The sequence below is a fragment of the Microbulbifer variabilis genome (assembly GCF_052468405.1).
This window is the reverse complement of record NZ_CP174343.1, coordinates 103,831-116,831: the sequence shown is the minus strand read 5'-3', so window position 1 is coordinate 116,831 and position 13,001 is coordinate 103,831. Positions and strand designations below refer to the sequence as shown.

The following is a 13,001-nucleotide window of genomic DNA, read 5'->3' as shown; positions in this document are numbered from 1 at the left end:
GCAAGCCTCTATTAAAAAACGTCCCCAGACTGGAAACTCCACCGCACGCGCTGCCCCAATCCTACCGGGAAAACAGCGACTCCATTTCCAATACAATATTGATGGTGAGAGTATGGATTTTCTAATGGACGTGAGTCACTACGGAGCCACTCACTTTAAATTAACCCTATTTCGCTATGTGCTGGCGGCTTCGGTAATGAGTATCTGTGCAGGCTGGCTATTTCGCGCTTGGATGAACCGGCGCCGAATTCAAGAACGCCGAGCCAACTGGGGGGACATTCGACGAGAAGTCAGCTACTCAATGCTGACCGTTTGTATTTTCACTCTTTTCGGTATCACTATTAATCTGCTGCAGGATATGGGCATTGCCAAGCTTTACTGGCAGTGGAGTGATTACCCTATGTGGTGGAACCTGATCAGCCTGCCTGTAGTTATCCTTTTACATGACGCCTACTTTTACTGGACCCACAGGGCCATGCACCACCCAAGGGTGTTTAAACACTTCCACCGTCTGCACCATATGTCGCGGACTCCCACACCCTGGACGGCTTACAGTTTTTCAATCGGGGAAATTTTTGTTAATGGGCTCTTCTCCCCCCTGATTGCACTAACAATACCCCTACACCCAACTATCTGGCTCAGTTTCCTGTTTGTAATGATTTTCCGTAACTCCATGCTACATACCGGCCGCGAATTTCACCCACGCAGCTGGGTGGATGGTCCGCTGGACAATATGACTACAACCACCCACCACGACCTTCACCACCAGCGATTCCAGGGTAATTATGGCTTCTACTTCACTTGGTGGGACCGGTTGATGGGTACTGAATTCAAAGACTACAAGAAAGTTTTCCGCCAAGCGGTAGACGGGGAGCTCCATGGTGAAAAGCTGCCTCAAGCCCATGGGACGGCACCAACTCCAGATAGGGAGGACGGAGAAAAAATTATCGCATAGGGCGTTCGGTCGGACCTGTGGCATTCAACTGATATTCACAGGTCCGGATCCCGAATGCTCATCCTCCCAAATACAGCGTGAGTGGCAGTGATACCAAGCTGATAAAGGCTGTCGCCACCACCATAGCTGAGGCAACCGCACCATCACATCCATAACGTTTAGCCAGGACAGCAGCAATCGCACCAGAGGGCATAGCAGACTGTAAAACCAGTAACTCCCGCTCCAGGTGTGGCAGCTCAAAAGACAGCGCCAGAACCCAGGCAAGAAGAGGCTCTGCCGCTAACTTCAAAAGCACAGCAACAGTAATCAGACCCGCCAGTTCACGCACCGCAATTGGACGCAATGCCAAACCGATACTGAATGCCACCAGTACAATCAGGGACCGACCCGAAACTCGCAAAATATCTTCAAATAGTTGAACAAAGACATTTCCCTGAGGCAAGCTAATAAGAGAAATAACAGTTCCTAGGATCATGGCAATGAAAATTGGCGATGTAAAAAAAGGCCTGCAGGCTTCCCACAGACTTTCCCTTTTTCCCTCATCCCTGCCGAAGTAAATAGCTACGGCAACACCAAAAGTAAACACGGATAATAAGGCGCCATATTCCCCTATCAGTACACTATCTCTCATTACCAGTGGATTATTGTTAAAAACCCGCCGGATCAACGATAGTCCCAAGGTGGATGAGCCGCCAAACCCAGCCACCAATACAATAGAGCCAAGTGTCTTGCGACCTAATCCCATCATTTTTCCGATGAGCCACGCGGGCACCATAATACCGATGCTAACCACGAACAAAATTGCAGCCGGTATTAACGCCTGAGAGGAAAAAGGAACCTTACTCAAACTGAGTAGGATGACTGCGGGCAGTGCAAAATCCGTCGTTAGGCGCCCAAAAACGCCCTGCTCCTCTTCGAGAATCACCCGGTGCTTACGCAACCAGATTGCCGAGGCACAGAGAGCAACCAGGATAACCAAGGCTTCAACCAAGCTTTGGAACTGTGACATTTCACCCACCAATCAGAGGCCACACAGGGCCACTGCGCAACAATTTTTCAATTGATAAAAAAGACACAGCAGGCCAGGGCTGAAAGCCCTCGCCAGGCTTTTTGGCAATAATTAATACAAGGAAAATTATTGGATGGGAAAAGAATAAGTCATTTATCAATAAGCGAAAGCTTTAGAGGTACAACTTGAATTGGAAAACTCTCATTTAGTGTCCATGTTGCAACGGCAACCAGCGAGATTCTCGATAACAGAAAAGTCCCCAGACCACCATCAATATTTCCAGGGCCAAAAACAACAAGTTGCGCTCGTCAAAGCTGCCGGTTGCCAGCATGCCAAAAAGTCTACCCATGGCGAACCCAATATAAGAAATCGACAAAGCCGCATAGGCTGCCCGGCGGTGTGGCCGCATTGCCAGAGCAATTAAGAGAATTACGGCAATTGCCAGCATAAAGCCACCATAAGTAGCAAGAAACTCTGGCACAGCTGCAGGGGAAATGAATGACAGGCCAACTGCTGCAGCGAAAGCCTCTGGATTAAACAGAGCTCCCAGACCGATAGACGCAAAAATCAACAAGTTGAGAGTTAAATAGACTCTACCCAAATATTTCAACTGCAACTCCCCTCCACCAGCGGTGATCTAACGTCTAGGAAGGCTCGCAAAACCGCAAGCCTTCCCGAAAGCCTTCCTCAAGTATATATGAGGCCCAAGCCGCCACTCTTTCTAATAGGTCACCATTCCTTGGTAAATTGGCCGGCAGGGAAAGCTTTTTCTTTCTGGCAAAACACTTACCGCCTTCCATACTTACCGGTCGCCACTTCATTCCCACCAGTTACTTCAAACAGGTCCCGAGTATGAGAGCACTAATCAAAGAGCCGCTCACTCATATGTTAATCATCGGCGGTGCACTGTTTATCCTTGATACGCTTGTACAAGAACAATCGGTGGACCGCAACAAAATTGTCATAACTGAGGACCGTATTGAGCACCTTTCCGCAGTATTTTCCCGTCGCTGGCAACGGGCACCCTCTCCTGTTGAGGTACAGCAGCTTGTGGAAACTTATGTGCGAGAAGAAATATTGTACCGTGAGGCGCTGAACCTCGGTCTGGATCACAATGACACCGTGATCCGGCGACGTTTACGTATGAAGATAGAACTTGCCGCCAGGGATATTGCCGACAACGTTGAGCCGGCGGAAAGCACGCTGCAGCAATACATGGAGCAAAATGGGAAAGACTACCAGCGCCAAGCCCACTTCAGCTTCCGACAACTCTATTTTCAAACCAGTAATAGCCAGGAGGATATTAAAAAAGTCCTCATCCGGCTTAACCAGGGCCTGGAAGACGCCTCTGCCGGAGACAGTAGCCTATTGCCCAATCAGATAAACAATAAGAGCAGCACGCGTATTGATCAGCTATTTGGCCCCGGCTTTTCCAGCCAACTTACTAAATCATCGCAGGGAAACTGGTTTGGACCACTGAAGTCCGCTTATGGTTGGCACCTGGTTTTCGTAGATGATTATGAACCCAGCAGCGCAGTCAAGTTTTCAGAAGTGCGGACTCAGGTGCTGCGTGATTGGCAATTAAACAGGCGAAAAGCACAACTGGAACAGCAATATCAGCAGTACCGAGAAAATTACACAGTACGTATTGACGCCCCATCCCTCTGAAATTGCCACACTATAGCAGGACGAAAAAGATGCACTATAAAAGCTGGGCAAAAATATACTTATTAGTGCTGTGTATAGCTGCTCTCTCACTCCCTACCACCGCCCATGAGTTACGATCCGCCTATCTCCAAATTGAACAGATAGACTCACGGCGATTTGATGTTATGTGGCGAGTGCCCGCGCGCGGAGAATTACGGCTGTCTCTGGATGTACATCTGGGCCTGGGTTCTACTGTACTTGGCCCAGCCAGTGGTGGCTTCCAAAACGGATTTTATACAGAGCGCTGGCAGATATATCACCCCAATGCGCTTTCACAACTGCCCATCTCCATTGATGGGCTGGAACACACCCTCACCGACGTACTTGTACGGATTGCCTGGCTAGATGGGAATGAAATATTCCAACGACTGATGCCCGAGCGCACTGGCTTTACTGTCGGCAAAAAGGAATCCCATGATCAAGTTACCAGCACCTATTTCAAGCTCGGCCTGGAACACATTCTACTCGGCATAGATCACCTCTTGTTTGTCCTGGCCCTGATGTTGCTCTGCAGTGGCTGGCAGCAGCTACTGCTTGCCCTCACCGGTTTCACCCTAGCTCACAGCATAACCCTGGGCGCCACCACCCTGGGGCATTTATCCCTGCCACAAGCCCCTGTCGAAGTAATCATCGCTCTCAGCATTGTCTTTATAGCCCGAGAAATATTGGCCAAGGGTCATGGTTACAGCAGCCTGACAACGCGCCTGCCATGGCTTGTGGCCTTCGCCTTCGGTTTGCTGCATGGCCTCGGCTTTGCCGGTGCTCTGGCGGATATTGGGCTACCGCAAAGCTCTATCCCCCTGGCACTTCTCAGTTTCAACCTGGGTGTGGAAGCTGGACAAATACTGTTTGTCGCCATCACTGCCACTCTATTCATAGGGTTTTGTCACATACTCAGGCTGCTCCATCAACGATACATCCCAGGGCAGCAGGTGCCTGAAAAGAAGTGGGAAAGGGGCAATATAACAGTCTGGATAGCAACACCAATTGCCTACTTGATCGGCGCAGTCGCCTGCTGGTGGTGTCTGGATAGAACTCTATCGCTACTAATCTAGCCCTTGGCTCCAGTGGTAGGGCTATTCAGCCCCACCACCTGCGGTTTTGGCTCAGTCCTGAAACAGCAGCTCCAGGGGATAGCCAGTGAAAGGTTTGGTTTTTTCAATGACTAAGTGCGAGGTCATACGTGAGATCGCAGCTTCCTCGTTGGCCAGCAGCTGCTCAGAGACCCGATTGAAGTCCGCCGCATCAGGGCAAACGAAACGCAACATATAGTCAAACTCACCAGACATCTTCACACAGGATACTATCTGAGGGATGTCATTGATAATCCGCCGGAAATTTTCACTGGTACGCGCATCCTGGCGCTTAAGGGCCACGTTTACATAAAACTCTGCATGGCGCACCTTATCCAAGTTAATCTCGGCAAGAAATTCGCGGATGTAGCGCTCACTGGTCAGGCGCTTAACCCGAGCCAGGCAGGCACTCTCCGACAGACCAATCTGTTCACTCAAATTCAGGTTGCTAATACGGGCGTTGGTTTGCAGCGCCCGCAAAATACGCAAATTATGCCGGTCAATTTTCACAGAACTGATTTCTTTTGAATCTGAAAGGGGGCAAGGATAGCGGTATTCGCTGAAGGCTGAAACATTACAGCCTCCACAGCGGCAAAAGCCACCGCCTCAACACTTTAGTCTGAGGCGACCTCTTTCGCTCATCGGCTCAGCCGGCCTGGCGATTTCCACTGGTGACAAACTGCTCGATACGATCCAACGCTCGGGACAGTTCAGCTTCATCCGCGGCAAGGGTAAGGCGAACATGGTTCACTGCACTCTCACCAAAAGGTGCGCCAGGTAGCACGGATACCCGCTCAGCATCCAGCAGGGCCTCGGCAAACTCCTGCCCAGAGGTAGCGACTTCAGACACGTTCACCATAACAAACATTCCCGCCTCTGGGCTGTAGCAGCTAAGGCCAGGTATTTTGCCAATGCGTTCGACAATTAAGTCGCGGCGGCGCTCGTAAGCATCCCGCATCTGTTTGACGAAATAGGAATCGAACTCCAGGGCGAAAGCCGCTGCTTCCTGGATAAACTGTGGGCAACCGAAAATAGTAGCACCTGCAAACTCCGCCAGCCGATCAACCAACGGACCACGAGCTACTGCCCAGCCAAGGCGCCATCCACTCATGGCATGGGATTTAGATAGGCCGTCAATGACCACAATGTTATCCAGCTCTTCAGCGGCCGTGCGTAGGGAAGTATGACGGCGAGCGAACGTAATCATGGAATACATCTCATCGCACACCAACCAGACATTGCGCTGGCGACAGTATGCCGCCAGTTCATGTAACTGCTCTGGGGTTGCCATGGCGCCAGTGGGGTTTACCGGGGTATTGATCATTACCACCCGGGTCTCTTCACCAATAGCTGCCTTGATTGCTTCCACATCGAAAGCAAAATCTTTCTCTGCAGGGCAAGCCACCCGCTTAACAGAGAGCCTGAGACCGTCGCAAATTGGCACATAACCAATATACATCGGCTCGGGAATCACTATCTCCTCACCAGGATTCAGAAGGCAGGAAAGCACTGCGTAGATAGCGTTGGTTCCACCTGGAAACACTACGACATCATCGGGGTTGCAGGGGTGTTGAGATACCTTACTCTCGATATCGGCAATAGCGCGGCGCAACATAGGCTCCCCCGCGGCGGGAGAGTAATGGGTACGTCCCACGCCAAGCCTGGCACGGGCAAAATCCAGTATGGGCTCCGGGGTGTCGAAGTTTGGATCACCCACACATAGAAATATGACGTCCTCCCCCTTGTCAGCCAGGCCATGGGCCCGGTCACTGACGGCCCATACATTAGAATCCTCGCTGTTCAGAGCCTGACTTTGCAGGCTGAATCGGGGAGTAAAATCTATCACGTTCTTCACTATTTATCTGCCATTTATGCCCGATACGGTAACAACCGTCAGGGTAATTGATGGCTATAAATCAGGGCTGATTTCGCATTAGGCAGAATTTTGCAGGGGCATTACCGCAGAAAATTCTGTGAGTATCCGTCTCTCTCGATTTGCGACCGGGGAGTGGGTTCTGGTCGGCAAAGAGATACCAGAGAGAGAGTTAAAGGGGAGGAGTTAAAGCAGGTAATCAGATAATGCTATCAAGCACCTGAATATGACCAGTTGGTCTGGATAATTCAGCAGCAACCTGATCAGATAGGCAAAATTCATTTTAGGCCCGGTAAGAGTCAACCTGTTACCAAGGTGCACAAACCTGTTTTCTATTGGCGCCTATTTCTGCAACCGAGACTAGGAAGATCTGTCATAACCTTTTTAGGTTTACAATCGCCGATAATTTTCAGTTGCCATTCTGAACTGGACATTCAGGGACAAATAAAAAAGAGCTTGGACCAAATGAACAGATGTCTGGCTAAATCGCTATTACATATCGCAAGTTTAGCCTTCTCCACGTCTTTACCAAAAGAGCAAAAAGACACTTTAATTAGTGCGCTTAACTTGGAAATGTCCAGCTGTTACATCCTACAGGAAACATTCCTGCAATTCACAAAAGTCTACAGAGGGCTTCCCAATCTAAAGAGACACAAGCAGAAGATACCGATTTCATCATCTTTACTCTCAGGAATAATTGTGGCGGTGATGGAAATATGGGCCAGCCGATTGGCAGCTACTTATTGATATGCCTACACACTTGAACAGCATTTATTGGAAAGCTTCCAATAAAACATCAGAACTCTGAACTTCCGATAATATTAACGGTGAAAGAAGATCTGATACTCCTATTTTTTTAGGGCCAGCAAAAACACATTCTCTAGTACAAAAGCATTTGCTTACTACCAAATACACTTAAAGAGAGCCTCTCTACTTGGTGAGATTACCAAAGGAAAAGCTAATCCCTGACAATTCTTTCCATTGGATGAATCGTTTAAGATAACTATTCCTATTGCCGAGGCAGTAAACCCTGTCCCTATAAGCAACTGAGAACGTGTTTGGGGGCTATTCAAACATCAAAGGAAGTAGTCAGTGAAGCTAAACAACGAGATAAAGCACATTGGTATTGTGGGATGCTCCGCTGAGGGAGCAGCGCTTTGCTACAAGACAATTTGCAATGAGAGCGCCAAGTATCTTGGGAAACACGCCCATCCTGAGGTTTCCATGCACACCCACTCCCTGGCAAGTTATGTACAGTACCTGGAGTCAAATAATTTCGAGGGTGTCGGCGACCTAATGCTCTCTTCCGCAAAAAAACTCAAAGCTCAAGGGGCTGATCTACTAATTTGCCCTGACAATACCATCCATCAAGCATTCAATTATATAAGCTCAAAGTCTCCACTGCCTTGGCTCCATATCGTTGACTGTGTAGTTGATTCAGCACTGTCAAAGGGCTACACAAATCTAGGCATACTTGGGACCCAGTGGCTTGTGGAGAGTGATGTATATCCGGAAAAAATTGAGGCGGCAAATATAAGCTGGCAGCGCCCACCACAAAGAACAATTGAAAAAGTCGGCCACTTAATTATGTATGAACTGGTCAACGGGATTTTTAAACCAGACACCATTCAATATTTTCAGGATATCATAAGGCAATTCGGGGAAGCGGGATGCGATGCTGTAGTCCTTGGTTGCACGGAAATACCATTGATAATTAACGATAGTAATTCACCCATTCCAACGTTAAACTCCAATCGATTGTTGGCAGAGGCAGCTATGGCAGAAGCGATATTGATACGGTCAAAATAGCAATCATTAATATATACAAAAGCACCAAGTATCTGTTATCTAGAGAATACCCGCAGTGACCTCCCCTTTATCTTCCATTACCTTTTTCTTTTTTATCCTAATTTCGTTTACAGCCAATGCCAATATTTATAAGTGGGCCGATGAAAATCGGTCAAGTACATTTTAGTGATAAGAAAAATGAAAATGTAAAACAAGAAATAATCAATTCTAAAAAGTACATATCAGACTGATCTCCGTTCAAAATCACCGGTGAAACGTTAAATACCTAGATAAGCAAACAAGAGCTAGGACGTTTCGTACAACCAAACATGAGGTTAGCCACGCTATCAAAGATACTATAACACCCTACTCTCCCTCCAGGCTAAATGAGGGATTAGCTGAACAGATGGAAACTATATCAAAAGTAAATAGACAGTTTAAAATCACTCGCCACAAGAAAAATTATAATTGGGTTAATCCGCCCGAACACAGATTAAAGCTAATGGATATCAATACATTCTTGAAGCTACCAAGCCAAAACTGGAGACATATGTTGAGAAATGGGCAGGCACACTTACATTCCCAAACAGGTCAATTTGTTTACTCTCTCTTCTCCACACCAGCTGATAGAAGCTTTATCGATAGGTTAATGCACAAGTTTGAACGCGGAGACCGCACATTCTTATACTACCATGTCGACGAGGTCCATATCGGAGGTATTAAAAACTGGAAATAAAATTGAAAAACTGGCTTAACAGCAAGACAATTGAGCATTTCGTTTTATAAAGTAAAAATGACTGAGCATATACAAATTTTGACTTCTAATAAATTAGTCCAAAAAACATATCTTACTTTTCGCCTCTACTTCACCTCTTTGAGAAGTAGCATTACGGTACTCGCCACTCCAATTAGGCAACACGACCCTTTATACCATAAACTGGACATTACAGGAGGAAAACATAACAAAGCCTTATAGCTATACAACTTTTAACACCATATAGCTAAGAACTATATATCGAAGCAGCTTACCCAGGCCTACTAATATCAAAAACCACAACAAGCGCACCCGTAAAATACCAGCTACAACTGTCAATGGATCGCCAATAATTGGAACCCAGGAAAAGCAAAGTGAAAGTACCCCGTACTTCTTAAATCTTTGCTCTGCCTGATCAAATTCATTCTCGGTCATCTTAAGCCATTTCTTCGCAAGCCCCAAGCCAGCCCAGTACCCCAAGGCATAATTAGTCAGAGAGCCTGCCACATTCCCAACAGTTGCTACAGCAATTAAAGAAATTGGTGATAGGCCACTTAATAATAATGCACTTAAAATAACCTCTGAACTTAAAGGTAAGATAGTTGCAGCCAAGAATGCGGAAATAAAAAGACCTACAAACCCAAAATCAACCAAGCTGCCCATAAATTTCAAAGCTACCTTTATATCTGTCAAGTAATACAGAAGTCCTAAAGCAATAATCCACACCATATATGCTACTGCCTTAGAGGGCAACAAGATCTTGTAGTATCAATTTATTATTCATCGGAAGAAAATGACGATCTAAAAAGTAGCTCTCTTTCTTTTTAAAGCCAATAAAGCTGGCTAGACATGAAAAAGCCCTGTTATAAAATGGCAAAATCTGCTTTCAGGTTTAAAACCAGACTCTCCCCTGTTTTAATTAAGCCATCCCCTTTCACATCGACAACTTCATAAATTAAAAAATTCTCCAAAAAAAAAGAGGGGGGGGGGGGGGGGGTAGTTACAATAGGGAGCCCGCCTTATAGCAAAGAAATAATTTCTGCTATATTCACATAAGTAATCATGACACAAATTGTCGAATATTCTAATCATAGATTCGAACAACGATTTCAAAAAGCTTTTCTTATGGCAAGATAAATGAAAGTTTTACCCCAACTTAGCAAGGTAGCAGACCATGCCTAATGCCTTAATTGAAGAGAGAATATATTGCCCATATTGTGGTGAATCAATTACGGTATTGATCGACACCTCTGTAACCCCACAGCAATACACCGAAGACTGCCAAGTATGTTGCAATCCAATAGTTTTTCGCATAAATATTGATATGAATGGAGACTTATCAATCTCTACATATGATGAAGATGAAATATTTTGAACGTATCTTATTAACTGGAGCACATGATACTTACTAAAACACGTTAGCGGCCTTTATTTCAATTTCGAAAAAAGCTCAATCGCCCGTTTTCGTCCAGCTCCCACATCACAAATAACCTGCGGATAACCTGCAACAGGTGGTGGATCATGGATACCCTTGTCATCAAGAGAAGCTAACTCCGGCACAAATTTTCGGATAAACTCACCTTTGGGATCAAATTTCCGAGATTGACTATAAGGGTTGAATACACGGAAATAGGGTGCAGCATCAGTACCGGTGGATGCCGTCCACTGCCAACCGCCATTATTAGATGCAAAGTCAGCATCAATCAAGCGTTGCATAAAATACCGTTCACCCCAGCGCCAATCGATAAGCATATTTTTGCTTAAAAATGAAGCTACTATCATACGTAACCGGTTGTGCATCCATGCCGTTTCGTTCAGCTGTCGCATAGCCGCGTCGACAATAGGCACTCCAGTTTCACCTCGGCTCCAACGCTCAAATCTATCTTTATCATATGACCAGGGAATTTGATCAGTTTCCTCTCTGAATGGTTTTCCTTTACTCAGCCGAGGGAAATCCACCAATAAATGGGTATAAAACTCCCGCCAGATCAGCTCACTAATCCAGCAGGCGATACCATCTTGTCCACCTAACCAGTGTCCGTCATTGAGTTTTAGGGCCATTCCTACACACTGACGGATTGAGATAGCCCCACTATTTAAGTAGGGCGATAGCCGCGAGGTACTATCCAAGGCAGGAAAATCCCGTTCTGCCTGATATTTATTAACTATTTCACTAAATGCCTTCAGGCGTTTTTGCGCAGCTTTTTCCCCAGTCTTCCAGCCATTGACAACCCCCGAATTAAAGGCCTCAATTGAAAAATGTAATAACTTACCAGGTACTTTTTGATTCAGTTTTTCGCCCCCCTCCAGGGTCACCGACCTCGGCCATTGTGCTCTCTCATCAGTCAGGGGTATTTTTCGAGGGGCGGGCAAAGGCTTAACATCACTATCTGTACATCGTTCTATCAGTGCGCGCTTAAAAGGAGTAAAAACCCTGTAAGGATCTCCACTACCTGTCCTCACTGACCCCGGAGAAAAGAGCGTACGATCACTATAATAATTTACCTGAATACCACTTCTCTGTAGCTTTTCCCGCACAGCATTATCCCTGCGCTGTTCATTTAGGGGATATTCAGCATTGGCAAATAGCGCGTCTATTTTAAGGCGTCGGATAATTTTCTGCAGTGCCTGGGGAACCCCAGAAAATGTGGGCACCTCGAGAAAATACAGGGGGATATTTTTGGTTTGCAACTGGAGCTGTAGTTCGTAAAGGCAGCCCATACGAAAAGCCACTAATGCATCACCTTCATTATGGCTTTTCCAACTATCGGGGCATGCAATGAAAATCGCTGCCAACTGTTCACAACATTTGCTGGCATGGTAGAGCGCAGAATTATCATGTAACCGCAGATCACTGCGCAACCAAACTAAACCGCGCCCCAGGGTAAATTGTTGGCTCATTACTTCAGCTGCTCCCGTAGTTGAGCAATAATACTAGCGGTAGCTCCTGGCAGAATTGAGCAAAAAGGCAGTCTCATAATGCCATCCAACTCAGTAATTTGGATCTCAACATAGTCCCCCGCCAGCCATAGAGGCACCCGAAGCCCTGAGGCCAGAATCGATAAATCCCTAGTAACAAAATGCTTGGGCAACGCACGGTAGCTATAACAAAGTACACCATCCACCTGCAGCTTTTGCATAATTGCTGCCAAGTTGCCCATGCCTACCTGACCATTAAAGACAAAAGCATCAATACCATTGGCAAGCAGCACGTTGCTAAACATCAGGGTAAAAACCTTTTGCTCCTCACCCGGAGGCCCCAGGAGAAAAATACGACACTTATCTGGTTTATTATCTTTACGCAGGTTTTTGCGGGCAATATCGTTGGCCACTATCAGCTGCTCATGTAGCAACTGCCAAAAAAGGGAAAGAACCAACGTCCTGTCAGGTAAAGGCGACCGATCCAGTCTTTCTCTCAAGGGCTTTAACCAGCACTCCAATAATAACTGCGGAGAAAAACCGGTTATCCACTGATCTAATCGCCGGCGTAACTGAGGCTCAGCAACCTCTCGAAGCAGCTCACAAGTTTCATCAAGTAACTCACGCCAATTGCTCCCGGTTTCTATACTTTCCTCTGCGCGCAATACTATTCCATCACCACGCTCCAATAGTGCACGAACCTGTCCTATAGACACGCCACGCGCTAGGAACGTCAAAATAGTTTCGATACGCCCGACCTCCTCGTCACTGTAGAGACGATGGCCTTTACTGGTACGGACCGGAGTCAAGAGGCCGTAACGGCGCTCCCAGGCCCTCAATGTTACCGGCTGAACACCAGTGCGACGTGCCACTTCTCGAATAGGCAGATAGGCAACTTCTGTGAGACCTGTATCATTCATGCT

Annotated in this window: 12 protein-coding genes; 5 read left to right on the top strand and 7 right to left on the bottom strand. The window is 46.7% G+C overall.

All coding sequences use genetic code 11. From position 1 onward, the window contains the following. Window positions 1–112: 112 nt before the first annotated feature. The gene (locus ACJJJB_RS00830) at window positions 113–955 is read left to right on the top strand and encodes a sterol desaturase family protein (RefSeq protein ID WP_020411948.1); all 843 of its coding nucleotides are present in this window, start codon (window positions 113–115) and stop codon (window positions 953–955) included. A 58-nt stretch (window positions 956–1,013) separates the two neighbouring features. Here the strand turns inward: ACJJJB_RS00830 and ACJJJB_RS00825 are convergent, their stop codons facing one another. Next, window positions 1,014–1,964, bottom strand: a complete 951-nt coding sequence (locus tag ACJJJB_RS00825) for an AEC family transporter (protein ID WP_020411947.1) — start codon at window positions 1,962–1,964, stop codon at window positions 1,014–1,016. A 205-nt stretch (window positions 1,965–2,169) separates the two neighbouring features. Beyond that, window positions 2,170–2,574, bottom strand: a complete 405-nt coding sequence (locus tag ACJJJB_RS00820) for a DUF4345 family protein (protein ID WP_169337095.1) — start codon at window positions 2,572–2,574, stop codon at window positions 2,170–2,172. A gap of 242 nt (window positions 2,575–2,816) precedes the next feature. Here ACJJJB_RS00820 and ACJJJB_RS00815 point away from each other — a divergent pair, with 242 nt between their 5' ends. Both ACJJJB_RS00815 and ACJJJB_RS00810 read left to right on the top strand, forming a co-directional pair. Further along, window positions 2,817–3,632: a peptidylprolyl isomerase gene (locus ACJJJB_RS00815; protein WP_445365520.1), complete on the top strand. Its 816-nt coding sequence runs from the start codon at window positions 2,817–2,819 to the stop codon at window positions 3,630–3,632. Between the two features lie 29 nt (window positions 3,633–3,661). Then, window positions 3,662–4,726 (top strand): HupE/UreJ family protein, encoded by a 1,065-nt coding sequence (locus tag ACJJJB_RS00810; RefSeq protein WP_445365519.1) that lies wholly within the window; start codon window positions 3,662–3,664, stop codon window positions 4,724–4,726. A 51-nt stretch (window positions 4,727–4,777) separates the two neighbouring features. Here the strand turns inward: ACJJJB_RS00810 and ACJJJB_RS00805 are convergent, their stop codons facing one another. Beyond that, window positions 4,778–5,254, bottom strand: a complete 477-nt coding sequence (locus tag ACJJJB_RS00805) for an Lrp/AsnC family transcriptional regulator (RefSeq protein WP_282951640.1) — start codon at window positions 5,252–5,254, stop codon at window positions 4,778–4,780. A gap of 136 nt (window positions 5,255–5,390) precedes the next feature. Beyond that, window positions 5,391–6,599, bottom strand: coding sequence for a pyridoxal phosphate-dependent aminotransferase (locus ACJJJB_RS00800; RefSeq protein ID WP_445365518.1), 1,209 nt, complete (start codon window positions 6,597–6,599; stop codon window positions 5,391–5,393). 1,110 nt (window positions 6,600–7,709) lie between these two features. Between ACJJJB_RS00800 and ACJJJB_RS00795 the strand changes: the two genes are divergently transcribed. Next, window positions 7,710–8,426, top strand: coding sequence for an aspartate/glutamate racemase family protein (locus ACJJJB_RS00795; protein ID WP_445365517.1), 717 nt, complete (start codon window positions 7,710–7,712; stop codon window positions 8,424–8,426). A 955-nt stretch (window positions 8,427–9,381) separates the two neighbouring features. Here ACJJJB_RS00795 and ACJJJB_RS00790 read toward each other — a convergent pair. Then, on the bottom strand, window positions 9,382–9,888 hold the full coding sequence (locus ACJJJB_RS00790) for a YqaA family protein (protein ID WP_353376987.1): 507 nt from the start codon (window positions 9,886–9,888) through the stop codon (window positions 9,382–9,384). A gap of 445 nt (window positions 9,889–10,333) precedes the next feature. Here ACJJJB_RS00790 and ACJJJB_RS00785 point away from each other — a divergent pair, with 445 nt between their 5' ends. Then, window positions 10,334–10,534, top strand: coding sequence for a CPXCG motif-containing cysteine-rich protein (locus tag ACJJJB_RS00785; RefSeq protein ID WP_083922672.1), 201 nt, complete (start codon window positions 10,334–10,336; stop codon window positions 10,532–10,534). A 53-nt stretch (window positions 10,535–10,587) separates the two neighbouring features. On the opposite strand, the gene ACJJJB_RS00780 is transcribed toward ACJJJB_RS00785, so the two are convergent. Beyond that, the gene (locus tag ACJJJB_RS00780; RefSeq protein ID WP_445365516.1) at window positions 10,588–12,060 is read right to left on the bottom strand and encodes a cryptochrome/photolyase family protein; all 1,473 of its coding nucleotides are present in this window, start codon (window positions 12,058–12,060) and stop codon (window positions 10,588–10,590) included. Continuing rightward, on the bottom strand, window positions 12,060–12,998 hold the full coding sequence (locus ACJJJB_RS00775) for a MerR family transcriptional regulator (protein WP_445365515.1): 939 nt from the start codon (window positions 12,996–12,998) through the stop codon (window positions 12,060–12,062). Before ACJJJB_RS00775 ends, ACJJJB_RS00780 begins: the two co-directional genes overlap by 1 nt. Between the last annotated feature and the right edge of the window lie 3 nt (window positions 12,999–13,001).

Bases quoted from the DNA above. Each gene is read 5' to 3' on its own strand.
- ACJJJB_RS00830 (WP_020411948.1), top strand. From the start codon at position 113: ATGGATTTTCTAATGGACGTGAGTCACTACGGAGCCACTCACTTTAAA.
- ACJJJB_RS00825 (WP_020411947.1), bottom strand. From the start codon at position 1,964: ATGTCACAGTTCCAAAGCTTGGTTGAAGCCTTGGTTATCCTGGTTGCT.
- ACJJJB_RS00815 (WP_445365520.1), top strand. From the start codon at position 2,817: ATGAGAGCACTAATCAAAGAGCCGCTCACTCATATGTTAATCATCGGC.
- ACJJJB_RS00810 (WP_445365519.1), top strand. From the start codon at position 3,662: ATGCACTATAAAAGCTGGGCAAAAATATACTTATTAGTGCTGTGTATA.
- ACJJJB_RS00790 (WP_353376987.1), bottom strand. From the start codon at position 9,888: ATGGTGTGGATTATTGCTTTAGGACTTCTGTATTACTTGACAGATATA.
- ACJJJB_RS00785 (WP_083922672.1), top strand. From the start codon at position 10,334: ATGCCTAATGCCTTAATTGAAGAGAGAATATATTGCCCATATTGTGGT.
- ACJJJB_RS00780 (WP_445365516.1), bottom strand. From the start codon at position 12,060: ATGAGCCAACAATTTACCCTGGGGCGCGGTTTAGTTTGGTTGCGCAGT.
- ACJJJB_RS00775 (WP_445365515.1), bottom strand. From the start codon at position 12,998: ATGAATGATACAGGTCTCACAGAAGTTGCCTATCTGCCTATTCGAGAA.